This is a genomic window from Pseudomonas sp. 1121_17 (assembly GCF_052850745.1).
In genome coordinates, this window is the sequence record NZ_VXCX01000012.1 from 19,933 (window position 1) to 32,470 (window position 12,538).

General features: G+C 62.0%; 12 protein-coding genes and 1 tRNA gene. 4 read left to right on the forward strand and 9 right to left on the reverse strand.

The window, feature by feature from the left end; translation table 11 throughout:
* Positions 1–100: 100 nt before the first annotated feature.
* On the reverse strand, positions 101–2,392 hold the full coding sequence (bglX, locus tag FW789_RS19720) for a beta-glucosidase BglX (RefSeq protein WP_446431957.1): 2,292 nt from the start codon (positions 2,390–2,392) through the stop codon (positions 101–103).
* 219 nt (positions 2,393–2,611) lie between these two features.
* On the opposite strand from bglX, the gene FW789_RS19725 reads away from it, so the two are divergent.
* Positions 2,612–3,229: a TPM domain-containing protein gene (locus FW789_RS19725; protein ID WP_446431921.1), complete on the forward strand. Its 618-nt coding sequence runs from the start codon at positions 2,612–2,614 to the stop codon at positions 3,227–3,229.
* Positions 3,230–3,326: 97 nt separating this feature from the next.
* A complete protein-coding gene (locus FW789_RS19730; RefSeq protein WP_446431922.1) occupies positions 3,327–4,553 on the forward strand; it encodes a class I SAM-dependent methyltransferase in 1,227 nt (408 codons plus the stop codon).
* On the opposite strand, the gene FW789_RS19735 is transcribed toward FW789_RS19730, so the two are convergent.
* From FW789_RS19735 to FW789_RS19745, 3 genes are all read right to left on the reverse strand, one after another.
* Positions 4,489–4,857 (reverse strand): FecR/PupR family sigma factor regulator, encoded by a 369-nt coding sequence (locus FW789_RS19735; protein WP_186700819.1) that lies wholly within the window; start codon positions 4,855–4,857, stop codon positions 4,489–4,491. The two genes, FW789_RS19730 and FW789_RS19735, sit on opposite strands and share 65 nt — an antisense overlap.
* A gap of 51 nt (positions 4,858–4,908) precedes the next feature.
* Positions 4,909–5,925 (reverse strand): DUF4917 family protein, encoded by a 1,017-nt coding sequence (locus FW789_RS19740; protein WP_446431923.1) that lies wholly within the window; start codon positions 5,923–5,925, stop codon positions 4,909–4,911.
* Between the two features lie 154 nt (positions 5,926–6,079).
* The gene (locus FW789_RS19745; protein ID WP_446431924.1) at positions 6,080–7,783 is read right to left on the reverse strand and encodes a SulP family inorganic anion transporter; all 1,704 of its coding nucleotides are present in this window, start codon (positions 7,781–7,783) and stop codon (positions 6,080–6,082) included.
* On the opposite strand from FW789_RS19745, the gene FW789_RS19750 reads away from it, so the two are divergent.
* On the forward strand, positions 7,782–7,949 hold the full coding sequence (locus tag FW789_RS19750; RefSeq protein ID WP_446431925.1) for a hypothetical protein: 168 nt from the start codon (positions 7,782–7,784) through the stop codon (positions 7,947–7,949). The two genes, FW789_RS19745 and FW789_RS19750, sit on opposite strands and share 2 nt — an antisense overlap.
* Positions 7,950–7,998: 49 nt before the next feature.
* On the opposite strand, the gene FW789_RS19755 is transcribed toward FW789_RS19750, so the two are convergent.
* The 5 genes from FW789_RS19755 to FW789_RS19775 form a co-directional block, all read right to left on the reverse strand.
* A tRNA-Gly gene (locus tag FW789_RS19755) sits at positions 7,999–8,072 on the reverse strand.
* A gap of 154 nt (positions 8,073–8,226) precedes the next feature.
* Complete coding sequence (locus FW789_RS19760; RefSeq protein WP_103438407.1) at positions 8,227–9,111, reverse strand: alpha/beta fold hydrolase; 885 nt, start codon at positions 9,109–9,111, stop codon at positions 8,227–8,229.
* Positions 9,112–9,447: 336 nt separating this feature from the next.
* Positions 9,448–10,137, reverse strand: a complete 690-nt coding sequence (locus FW789_RS19765; RefSeq protein WP_446431926.1) for a pseudouridine synthase — start codon at positions 10,135–10,137, stop codon at positions 9,448–9,450.
* A 32-nt stretch (positions 10,138–10,169) separates the two neighbouring features.
* Positions 10,170–10,391: a cysteine-rich CWC family protein gene (locus FW789_RS19770; RefSeq protein WP_101321909.1), complete on the reverse strand. Its 222-nt coding sequence runs from the start codon at positions 10,389–10,391 to the stop codon at positions 10,170–10,172.
* Positions 10,384–11,874 (reverse strand): sensor domain-containing diguanylate cyclase, encoded by a 1,491-nt coding sequence (locus tag FW789_RS19775; RefSeq protein WP_186700807.1) that lies wholly within the window; start codon positions 11,872–11,874, stop codon positions 10,384–10,386. Before FW789_RS19775 ends, FW789_RS19770 begins: the two co-directional genes overlap by 8 nt.
* Positions 11,875–12,086: 212 nt before the next feature.
* On the opposite strand from FW789_RS19775, the gene FW789_RS19780 reads away from it, so the two are divergent.
* A complete protein-coding gene (locus FW789_RS19780; protein WP_186700802.1) occupies positions 12,087–12,530 on the forward strand; it encodes a hypothetical protein in 444 nt (147 codons plus the stop codon).
* Positions 12,531–12,538 lie beyond the last annotated feature (8 nt).

Here is a 12,538-nt window from a genome sequence, read left to right on the forward strand (position 1 = left end):
GGGCGGTTCCTGAGAGGTTCAGCTGAGCCAGAGGTCGCCGCTGGCGGCCTTCATTGCGGTGTAATCACGCAGTGAAGGTGCCGCGGCGCCAGGGACCGGGTTACAGCAGTTCGAAGCTCTGCTGCTGCACCGCTTCAGAGTCCAGGCCGACCTGAACGTTGAACTGGCCGGGCTCGGCGACCCGCTGCAACTGACTGTTGTAGAACTTCAGGTCATCCTCACTGATGTTGAAGCTGACAGTGCGCGACTCACCCGCCTTGAGCAGCAACTTGTGGAAATTCTTCAGCTCTTTGACCGGGCGGCTCATCGACGCGCTGACGTCCTGCAGATACAGCTGTACCACAGTCTCGCCGTCACGCTTGCCGGTGTTTTTCACAATGACCTTGGCCTGCAAGGTGTCGCCGCGCTTGAGGGTTTTGCTGTTCAGGCTCAACCCGGACAGTTCGAAGCTGGTGTAGCTCAAGCCGTAACCGAACGGGTACAGCGGGCCATTGGGCTCTTCGAAGTATTGCGAGGTGTAATTGCCCGGCTTGCCCGGTGTGTACGGCCGACCGATGCGCAGGTGGTTGTAGTACATCGGGATCTGCCCGACCGAACGCGGGAAGGTGATCGCCAGTTTGCCCGACGGATTGTAGTCGCCAAACAGCACGTCAGCGATGGCGTTGCCGCCCTCGGTGCCGCTGAACCAGGTTTCCAGCACGGCGTCGGCCTGTTCCCGCTCCCAGCCAATCGACAACGGCCGGCCGTTCATCAGGACCAGCACCAGTGGCTTGCCGGTGGCTTTCAGCGCCTTGATCAGGTCACGCTGCACAGCCGGGATTTCCAGGGTGGTGCGGCTTGACGACTCGTGCGACATGCCGCGCGATTCACCGACTACCGCCACGACCACGTCAGCCTGTTGTGCGGCCTTGACCGCTTCGTCGATCAACACCGCAGCAGGGCGCAGGTCGTCGACGATTTCCGGAGCATCGAAATTGAGGAAGTTCAGGTAGTCGACCATCGCCTTGTCGCCGCTGACGTTGGCACCTTTGGCGTAGATCAACCTGGCCTGATCGCCAACGGCGCGACGCAGGCCTTCGCGCACGGTCACCGAGCGGTTTGGCCGGCCGGCGGCGGCCCAGCTGCCCATCATGTCGATCGGTGCATCGGCCAGTGGGCCGACCACGGCGATGGTGCCGGCCTTGCGCAGCGGCAGGGTCTGCTGGCGGTTTTCCAGCAGCACCAAGCTCCGTCGGGCCACATCCCGAGCCGCGTCACGGTGCAGGCGCTGGTCGGCATACACGTCCTTGGGGTCATCCTTGGCCTGGCCGATACGCAGGTACGGGTCTTTGAACAGGCCCATTTCGTACTTGGCACCGAGCACTTCGCGCACGGCCTGATCCAGTTCGGCCTGGGTCACTTCGCCCGACTTGACCAGACCCGGCAGTTCTTCGGCATACAGCGAGTCATTCATGCTCATGTCGATGCCGGCCTTGATCGCCAGCTTGGCCGCTTCGCGGCCATCCTGGGCGACGCCGTGGCGGATCAGTTCCTGAATCGCGCCGTGGTCGCTGATGGTAACGCCCTTGAAGCCCCAGTCCTTGCGCAGAAGGTCGTTCATCAGCCAGGTATTGGAGGTGGCCGGCACGCCGTTGATCGAGTTCAGCGCGACCATCACGCCGCCTGCGCCGGCATCGAGGCCGGCGCGGTACGGCGGCAGATAGTCGTTGTACATTTTCGGCAGGCTCATATCGACCGTGTTGTAGTCGCGCCCGCCCTCCACCGCGCCATACAAGGCGAAGTGCTTGACGATGGCCATGATGCTGTCCGGGTTGGCCGGGCTGCTGCCCTGCAACGATTCGACCATGACCTGGCCGATCCGCGAGGTCAGGTAGGTGTCTTCGCCAAAGCCTTCGCTGGTGCGGCCCCAGCGCGGGTCACGGGCGATGTCGACCATCGGTGCAAAGGTCATGTCGATGCTGTCGGCAGCCGCTTCAGCGGCCGAGGTGCGGCCGACCTTGGCGATGGCCTGCATGTCCCAGGTGGCCGCCAGGCCCAGGCTGATCGGAAAGGTGGTGCGGTGGCCGTGAATCACGTCATAGGCAAAGAACATTGGGATCTTCAGGCGGCTGCGCATGGCGGCGTCCTGCATCGGCCGGTTCTCGTCGCGGGTGATCGAGTTGAAGGTGCCGCCGATGCGCCCGGCAGCAATCTCTTCGCGGATCTTCTCGCGGGGCATTTCCGGGCCGATGCTGATCAGGCGCAACTGGCCGATTTTCTCGTCGACGCTCATCTGGTTGATCAAGTGCTCGATGAATGCCTGCTTGTCCTGCAGGGGCGGGGCAGCAGTGGCGGCAAACGTTGCCTGAGTGGCGAAGGCCATGGCCAGGCCGAGCATGCACAGTTTCATCATCAATTCCGTATTCGAGGCCTGGGTCATGGCCACACGAATGCGTGTGGCCGAAGGGTTCAGGCGGCTATTGTTCTTGGCCAAAGGCGATCGTTTGTTGATCAGCCCTACAGCATTGGCGGCTGCGGTGGATTATGCCTGATGTCTGGTAGTTGTTGAGATACACTCGCGCCAGCCCGGTGCCGGGACAACAACTATAAGAACGATCGAGAGCCCAACGGCATGAGTGTGTTTACCGAATATGAGCAACGGCTGGTCGCCGAAGCGATAGCCCGCGCTGAACGGCGTACCGACGCTGAGCTGGTCAGCGTGCTGGCGCGGCGGGCGGACGAGTTTGCCTACCTGCCGCTGTTTTGTGCGGCGCTGCTGGCATTGCTGGTGCCGGGGCTGCTGCACCTGCTGCTGGGTTGGCCAGGCGTGCGCGGCCTGTTGGTGGCGCAACTGGTGATCTTCGTTGCCCTGTGCCTGCTGCTGCGCCACCCACGGCTGGGGCATCGGCTGATGCCCAGGTGCTTGTGCCAGCGCACTGCGCTGAGCCTTGCGCGCCAGCAATTTCGAGCCCTTGAACGGCAACGTGATCACGGCACCAGCAGTTTGCTGATCTTTGTCAGTCAGGCCGAGAACTTTGTAACGATTCTGACCGACCGCAGGATTGAACAGCACTTCGACCCGCGTGTACGCGCCGCGTTGATCGCCCGCTTTACCGAGCAGGTCCGCCAGGGTCAGACCCTACAGGGCTTTGTCGAGTGCATCGACGCCTGTGCCGAGCAGCTCAGTCGCCCATTGCCGGCCACCCAGCGACGTAACCAACTGCCCAATCGATTGCTGATCCTAGACTGACCACGGCTGTCGAGAAAACTTCGCGAAGGCCGGGCGGCAACGTAGAATGCCGGCCACTGCGCACTGCGCGCCCGGTTATTCGAGGCCCCACCGTCCCATGCCTGCCACGCCCTCCACTTCGTCTGCGGCTGATCCGCTTGCCCAGTTTCTGCGTCTGCTGGCCGACTCGCTGGAGGCCGGCAGCCTGGCCAAGCTGGTGCTGGCCAAGCATGTTGGCGCCGAGCAAAGCCTGCAGCGGATCATTGCCAAGCCGCTGCTGATCAAAGGCCAGCCCAGTCTGTCCCTGGTCTATCGCTATGAGACCCGCGACATCACCCGCAATCTGCCCAACGAGCAGGTGCAGGTGCTGGTCGCTGAGCTGCTGCCGGCGAGCTTTCGCAACGCCCACCTGTTCACCAGCGAAGGTGAAGTGCAGTTGGCCTTCAGCAAGAAGGGCAAGCCGATGCTGCAGCGCCACCTCGCGCAGCCAGCACGCGAGGCAGCTCCGGCAGGGCATGACCGCGAGAAGAAACGCTACCTGCAACTGACCCGGCCGTTTTTGCGTGATCTGGGCGTTACCGACGCGCAGTCCGCGTTGATCCCGTCGATGTCGCGCAAGTGGAAGCAGATCAACAAGTTCATCGAAGTCTTCGACCACGCCCTCACCAGCGCACCACTGGCTGCCGAGCAGCTGCTGAAAGTCGCCGATTTTGGTTCAGGGAAGGGCTACCTGACCTTCGCCATGCACGACTTCCTGAGCAACACCCTTGGCCGCCAGGCGCAGGTGACCGGCGTCGAGTTGCGCCCGGACATGGTCGAGCTGTGCAACGCCGCAGCGGCACGCCTGGAGCATTCGGGCCTGGTGTTCGAGTGCGGTGACGTGCGCAGCGTGGTGCCCGCCGCCATCGACGTGATGATCGCCCTGCATGCCTGCGACATCGCCACCGACTACGCCATCCATACTGGCATCCGCTGCAACGCCGCGATCATCATGTGCTCGCCGTGCTGCCACAAACAGATCCGCCCACAACTGCAAAGCCCCGGCTTGCTGCAACCGATGCTGCAATACGGCCTGCACCTCGGTCAGCAGGCCGAGATGCTTACCGACAGCCTGCGCGCGCTGTACCTGGAAGCCTGCGGCTACGAGACCAAGGTGTTCGAGTTCATCTCGTTGGAACACACCAACAAGAACAAGATGATTCTTGCGGTCAAGCGCAAGCAGCCGGTGGATGCCACGGTGTTGCTGGAGAAAATTGCCGAGCTCAAGCGCTTTTATGGGGTCAAGGAGCACTGCCTGGAGACGTTGTTGCAGGCGGATGGGTTGATTGCTGTTGTGGGAGCTTGATCGGGCAGTGTCCCAGTCGCGGGCTGGTCATCAGTGCACAGGCCATGCCCACTGCAGCAATCATCACCAGCCGCCGTGGTGATCGCTGCGCCACAGGCGCGAGTGGATTGGCGGCCTGCTTGAGCGCTTCCAGGTCCTGCCACAGGTGTTCGAGCTGGCGATAGGCGCGGGCATGCTCTGGGTCGCGCAGCCACTGCTTGAACGCCTTGCGATTATGCCTTGATGAGTCATAGCGATTGCGCACCAGCCAGCCTGCGGCCTGAGCATCGATCGAATCTGCCTCGAAATCGTCTAGCGGGTTCATCTGCCGGGTTCCTGCGCTCGTTACTGTTTACTGCTACCGTGCGCTCGCCGGTCAGCGCCGGCGGGCAAAGTCGGCAGGCACTTCGACTGCCAGGTCTGGGGCGCCGAGCGGATGACTGCTGGCGTCGAAGAAATGCAACGAGGTCTCGTGCATATCGCCGAAACGCTGCACAAAGTGCTGCTTCTGGTTGATGATCGACGCCTCGCTCAATGGCCGAATGGCAATGCACAGATGAGCCGGGCGGGCCTGGCGGATGGCATCGAGCAGGTGTTGATCCGTGCTGTCCAGATGCTGGCCGAACAGGCACAGGCCCTCTCGTTCGCTTGCCAGCTGGCCAAGGCCCCAGCTCAGGTAATCCGAACTGCGAATGGCGCGCAGCTTGTGCTCGCTGCGCTCTTCGTTGATGAACAGCGGCACCTCGCCAGGAATATTTACGGCAAAGCCGTCAAGCAACTCACCGTTTTCGGCGCTGCGCTGGCGCGTGCTGCCGTCTGGCAGCTTGAGCAGGTGCAGGCCGCCGTGCAGATGCAATACCCGGGTGCCCTCGGCGTGAGTGCGGCGGACGTCGAAAAACCCTTCTTCGTCGAACAGCGCAGCAAATCCTTCGGGCGCCTGTCGTACTGCCCAAGGCACAAGCAGATCGTAGTTACTGGTATAGACGCTGCGGTAGGCTTTGAGCGCCTGATTGATCGCACTCAGGTTGGCGCTGGGCAGCAGCGGCCACGGGATGTGCACCGAGCGGATCGCGTGAATCAATGCTTCCTTGATCGAGTAATAGCGATTGAGCGGCGCAGTCGAATTGATCGCCAGCGCGGCGTTGGCCCGCACGGTAGTATTGAGCGTGCTCAGCAGCGGCTCGAACAGCTCGCTGGCCAAGGCTTTGAACAAGGCCTGGTCACTGACGCCCAGGCCTTTGTGGCGTACCTTCTGTGCCTGCTCGAACAACGAAAAATAACCAAACGGCTTCCACAGTGCACGGCTGGCGCCGTTGCCCAGGAGCAGGGCCTGGCACGGCTGGCGTTGCTCGAGCTCGGGCCAGGAAGTCAGGTGGGCGTCAACTGGGGGCATGCGGGGTCCGTGGTTTGGCAGGGAAACGCCGTGACTTTAGCATGCTCCGGCGATGTGCTGTATTCGCCCTGCGGCACCGTGCGCTGCGCAACTGTGCGGGTATTGCAGCTTGCCAGTGCACCGCCGGTTGCAGCACTTAACGTTGCGTCAACGGCTAGGGCTGCTGCGCGGTGGCCTGACGTTCGCGGTTGCTCCACACGCGATAAGCACGAATACCGGCGCGCACTGAGCCAAACAGCAGCTTGTCTTCCATTTCCCGGGCCATGCCTGAGCGCACCAGCATGCGCAAAAACGTCCCACGTGCCCGCGCAATGGCGAAATGAATACCTTGCGCGGCGAGGGTGTCGCGTACTTCACGCAGAGCGGCGATACCGCTGACATCGATGCTGCTCACCGCTTCGGCATCGAACAGCACCGCGCGCGGCTGGCTGTCGCGTTGCACTGCCTCAAGCAGGCGCATCTTGAAGTAGTCGGCGTTGAAGAACAGGATCGCGTCATCGAAGCGATACACCACCAGGCCCGCTACCGTGCGCGCGTCGGGGTGTTGGCGAACGTCGACCTGGCCTTCGATCCCCGGTGCCCAGCCCAGCACGGCATCGGTGGGTTGATAGATGCTGTAGAGCAAGCGCAGGATGGCCAAGGTCACCGCGAAGATGATCCCGGGCAGCACGCCCAGGCCAAGCACACCAATCGTGGTCAGCAGGCACAGCCAGAACTCGAAGCGGCTGAGCCGGTAGATCTTGCCCAGCGAACGCACATCGATCAGCCCCCAGCCGGCCATCAGCAGCACGGCGCCGAGCACCGCCTGCGGAATCCAGGCCATGGGCGCAGTGAAGAACAGCAGAATCAATGCAATTACCAGCGCGGCGATGATGCCAACCAGCTGGCTTTTGCCACCGACCATGTCGTTGACCGCCGTGCGCGAGTCGGCACCGCTGATTGCAAAGCCTTGGGAGAACCCGGCAGCCAGATTGCTCACACCCAAGGCAACGAACTCGTGATTGGCATTGATCGCATAGCCATGCCGCGCGGCGAAGCTGCGTGCCGTGAGCATGGCACTGCAAAAGCTCACGGTGGCGATCCCGAGGGCATCGCGCAGCAGGCTCTTGGTTTCTGCCAGAGAGCTCTGCGGCCAGGCCAGCTGGGGCATGCCGCCGGGCACCGGGCCGAGGATGGCGACGCCAAAATGGTCCAGGCCAAACACCCCCGCAATCAAGGTGAACAGCACTACGGTCACCAGCGCTGCCGGCAGGCGCGGGTAGCGCCGAGGCAACCCGATCAGCAGGCCCAACCCGGCCAGGCCAATCACCAGTGTCAACCAGTGGATTTCCCCCAGGCGCTGGGCGAAGTTGATCAGGCTGAGGATAAATCCGTCACCTTCGATCTTGAAGCCAACCACTTTGCTCAGCTGCCCGGCGATCAGGCTCAGGCCGATACCGTTGAGGTAGCCGATCAGGATCGGTCGCGAGAAGAAACTGGCAATGAACCCTGCGCGCGCCACCCCGGCGGCAATCAACATGACCCCGACCAGCACGGTGACGATCACCGACAGCTCGGCAATGCGCTGTGGATCACCCAGCGCCAACGGCGCCACAGCCCCGGCGATCATGGCGCAGGTGGCGGCGTCGGGGCCGACCATCAACTGCCGTGAGCTGCCGATCAGGGCGTAGGCGATCATCGGCAGCACACAGGCATACAGCCCGTACTGCGGCGGCAGGCCGACGATCTGCGCGTAGGCGATAGCGATCGGGATCTGGATCGCAGCGACCGACAAGCCAGCCTGTATGTCGGCGTGCAACCACTCGCGGCGGTAGTGCAGCAGGTTGGCCAGGCCCGGGAGCCAGCGGGAGAGAAACATGCGCAGTCCTTTGGAAATGTTTCACACAATGCACGAGCTTATCCGCCTGCTGCGTTTGGTGTGCAAGCTTTTTGCGCGCAGCGCGTTGCAGCCGACAAGGGCCGGCGAGGTCTGCAGCAAATCGATGGAAGGGCAGAAACGAAAAAAGGAGCCGGGGCTCCTTTAGACAGGCGATGACATTACGCAAATGTCATGCGGTGCAACGGTGGACGAGGTGGAGCGGGTAGAGGGAATCGAACCCTCGTCGGAAGCTTGGGAAGCTACTGTTCTACCATTAAACTATACCCGCTTTACGCGTACATCCTTGCCAGCGAAGCGGCGTGCGCTTTGCAGCTCGACTTTGTACCAGAACCCTCTGGTGAATAAAAGCCCAGCCTTGAAATTTAGCTGTCCGGCGGCTTGTTGCGCGTGGCTTTGGCACGGGCAAAAGCACGCCGGCAGGCTCAGATCGCCAATGCATGCTGGCCCTGCACATAGTGACTGCGCGGGCGCGGCTCGCGTTGGCTCGGTTTGAGGAAACCAAGCATGGCGCTGCGTTGTGCATCGCTGGCGGTCTTGTGTTCCATGTCGAGGAAATGCCCGGCGCCGTTGATCACGCTGAAGTGGCTCTGGTCGACATGACGGCCAAACTGGCGGGCGTCATCGGCGGTGGTGTACTCATCGCGATCTCCGTTGATGAACAGCACCGGGATGGCAATGTTGGCCGCGCTCTTAAGTGCCCGCTCCAGGTCATGCTGCAGCACTTGATTGATGTGAAACAGCATCTGCGCATATTCGTGGCTGTCGAGGCTGCTGACGTGCCGGTAATTGAAGCGTTTGAACAGCGACGGCAGGTGCTTGCCAATGGTGTCGTTGACCAGGTTGCCGACCTGGTAGCGATCGCAGGCGGCGAGGTATTCGCAGCCGCGCTCGAGGTATTCGCGCATCGGTTCGTTGATCACCGGCGAGAACGAGCTGACGATGGCCTTCTTCACCAGTCGGGGCTGGTGCGCCAAGGCGAGCAGGGTGCAGGCGCCACCCCAGGAAAACGAGGCGACGTGGTCGGCCTGGAAGTGCTCGATCAGCTCTAGCAGGATGTGTGCCTCGGTTTCTTTGGTCAGCAACCGCTCGTGGTGATTATGCGGTTTGGACTTGCCGGCATAGGGCTGGTCATACAGCACCACATTGAATTGCGGGTGCAGGCTGCGCACTGTCTGGGCGAACGCAGCCGTGGTCGCCAGCGATCCATTGATCAGGATGATCGTCTTCTCGGCGCCGTCGGCGCGATGCAACTCCGTGTAAACCCGATACTGACCTTGGATATCAAGTACAGCGATTTCTGGCCTCATGTCATCGACTCCTGGCGCAAAAAGGGTATTCGCGTCACCTAGGGTGCACGTTCTTTATGACAGGTAGGCATACGCCTGAAGAGGTTGCAGAGCCCGGTGTCGATCCTTCGCACACGTGTCGACGCTGTTGTTGTAGGCGGGGCAATCTGCCGTGCCCCCAAGGTAGCGAGACCTGGGGTGGCCAGCAAAAAGGTGTCTTGGACTGCAGGTGTGACTGGTGAGTCACATGCGGACTGACGATTTCGATTCAAGCAGCCAGACGTCATTCCCGCAAGTGCCATTGAGCAATTGCTGAATAAAAATCGCTCGGCGGTCTGCGCTGGAGCTCCTTGCTGTTTACAGAGCGATTTCGTCGGCTGTCAGTGGTCGGAATTCGCCAGGGGCCAGCTTGGGGTCGAGATGGATGCCGCCCATCGACTCGCGATGCAGGCCAACGACCTTGTTCTGGAAGTAGCCAAACATGCGCTTAACCTGGTGATAGCGACCTTCGACAATCGCCAGCCTGGCCAGCCGAGGGCCGAGCACATCCAGCTGGGCGGGCAGGGTGGTGAGGTCTTCGAAGGCGAAGTAGAAGCCCTCGCTGAACTTGGCCGGGTAGTGCGCGCCGATCTCGTCTGCGGTCTGGACGCGATAGACCTTCGCCAGTTTTGTGCTTGGCTGCGTCAGGCGCCGCGACCACTGGCCATCATTGGTCAGCAGGAGCAGCCCGGTGGTGTTGAAGTCCAGCCGCCCGGCGATATGCAGGTCAGCGCGCAGCTCGGCCGGGAGCAGGTCGAGCACGGTCCGGTGCTGCGGGTCATGAGTGGCGCTGACACAGCCGGCCGGCTTGTGCAGCATCAGGTAGCGCGCCGGGCGACCGACCTGATGCACCTGCTGATCGACCTCGACCTGGCTGAACTCGCGAACCTCGTGCAGTGGGTCGGTGCTGACCTGGCCATCCACGCGCACACGCTGCTGGGCCAGCAGCAGGCGCACCTGCTGGCGGTTGTAGCAGGGCAGATTGGCGAGGAAGCGATCAAGGCGCATGGCAGCAACAGCACAGGAATGGGCCGCGCAGTTTACCCAATTGGCGGCTGCTGCGCCGCTTTGAGCTGGTCGTCTACGGCTGCGCAGCGGGGACACAGGCAGGCTTTGTTGCGCAGTTCGGCGGGCAGGGCGGCGAGTACCGCCGGGTCGATGCTGACGCTGAAGCACCAGCAGTTCTGCGTGGCGCTGCGTGGATCAGCCAGGCTGCAGCCGTTGCTTGCGCCGCAAGCGGGGCAGGATTGTGGGTCAGGCATGGACTGCTCCGGGCATCTCGCTGCAGACTCGATTGCGTCCGCCCTGCTTGGCTCGATAAAGGGCATGGTCGGCACGGGTCAGCAAGCTGTGCAAACTGTCGTCGGGTTGCAGTGCACTGAGCCCGATGCTGGTGGTCAGGCGCAGCGGTTGGTCGTTGTAGCTGAAGATCAACTGCTCGGTGCGGCGGCGGACCTTCTCGGCGACATCTATGGCCTGGCGGCCCTCGGTCTCGCGCAGCAGCACGATAAACTCTTCACCGCCCCAGCGGCAAAGGATATCCGACTGGCGCAGGCTGCCTTGCAGTACGTTGGCAAACTGGCGCAGCACTTCATCGCCGGCCAGGTGGCCATGGGTGTCATTGAGCAGCTTGAAGTGATCAAGGTCGATCAGCAGGGCGACCAGTGGCGCATTTTCGCGTTTGGCTTGCTGCAGTGCCTGCCCGGCCAAAAGGTCAAAGCTGCGGCGGTTGGGCAGGCCGGTCAGGCTGTCCAGCGTGGCCAGCGACTCGATGCTTTGCTGATGGCGCTTGACCATCGCATGCAGAAGCGACAACACCACCAGGGTGATCATGGCGCAGATCGCCAGGTTCAGGTACAGCGACTGGCGCACCCGGTCCAGCGCGCCGCTCTCACGTTTGTCGACCAACAGGTACCAGTCCAGTTCGGGGATGGGCCGCACGTTGAGAAAGTGGCTGTGGCCTGCCTCGTCCTGATATTCGTGGCTGCCAGGCGAGGGCACCGGCATGCGCGCCAGCAGCGTCTCGAACGCTCTGCTGTCGGCCAGTTGCTGGCCTGCGCGCAGGCCATGCATGCTGCCGTCCGAGCCGGTCAGGATGACTTTGCCGTTGGCATCGGTGAACAGCACGGCGCGCTGATAGCGTTGCTGATAAGCGTCGATCAATTTGACTACCGACTCGACACTCAGGCCGACCCCGGCTGCGCCGATGAAGCGCTGGTCATAATCGAGCACACGGTAATTGATGAACACCGTGAGCTTGTCATGGTTGGCCATGTCCAGATCGACGTTGATCTCGTACGGCGCCTGCGACTCGCGCACGCGGTAATACCAGGCGTCGCGCCAGGCATCCGGCTTGACTTGCTTGAGCACGCCCTTGGCCTGGTAATAGGTATGGCTGCGCTCGGAGACGAAAAACGCGGTGCAGGTGTTCTGCTGGCTGAGGATTTCATCCAGATAGCGAGTGATCCGCTCTGGCTCCTGCTCGCCGGCCAGCACCCAGTCGCGCAGGAAGGTGTCCTGCGCGATCATCGATGAGATCAGCACCGGGCGGATCAGATCCTTCTGGATTTCCGAGTAGACGGTGTCTGAGGTCAGCGGCAGTTCGGTATTGACGATGCCATCACGGATTGCGCCACGCGAGGAAAAGTAGCCGAGCAGAGACGTGGCAAGAAAACCGCAGGCCAGCAGGATCAGCAGCGCGAGGATCAGCGATCGCTGCGAGAACAGCGCGGAACGTGACGGCATGATCTTCCCGTGATGTGTGCCAGTGGCGACATTCTAGAGAGCTGGCGGGAAAATAACTGCATGTTTTTCAGGGTTACCTGAGTTGTTGCAAATCTTTACACATACGGCACTGGATCGGCTTGCGAGTGTCTTAACCCATGTCGATATTCGTTTGCCGATCGACGCCCGCCAGCGCCGCTGTGCCGGGCACCCCAGCGGTCCAGGAGGCCGCCATGTCCTATCGAATCCCAATCATCGTCCTGCTCGCAGTGTTGACCAGTGCCTGTACGCCTTATTACGCCGGTGGCGGGTATTCTCGCTCGCAGTATTACAGTGGCGAGCGTTACGGGTATCCCGGCTATCAGCGCTATGAGCGTGACTATTACGTGGTGCCGCAGCCCCGTTACTACTATCAGCCTGCACCGCGCTATTACCGTCCGGCACCGGCGCCGCACTATCGGCCGCAACCGCGGCCAGGGATGAACCAGCAGTGGTATGGCAACCCACGCAACGATTACGGTAATCGGCAGCGTTACGAATACCGTCGTGATCGAGAGCGGCATGATTACCGCAACGATGACCGCCGATCGCAGGAAGGGCGTTGGCATTCAAGGGGCCATGGCGACCGTGATCGCCGCCCGGATGGCGGGCGCGATGATCGCAATCGGCATCGGTGAGGTCCTGC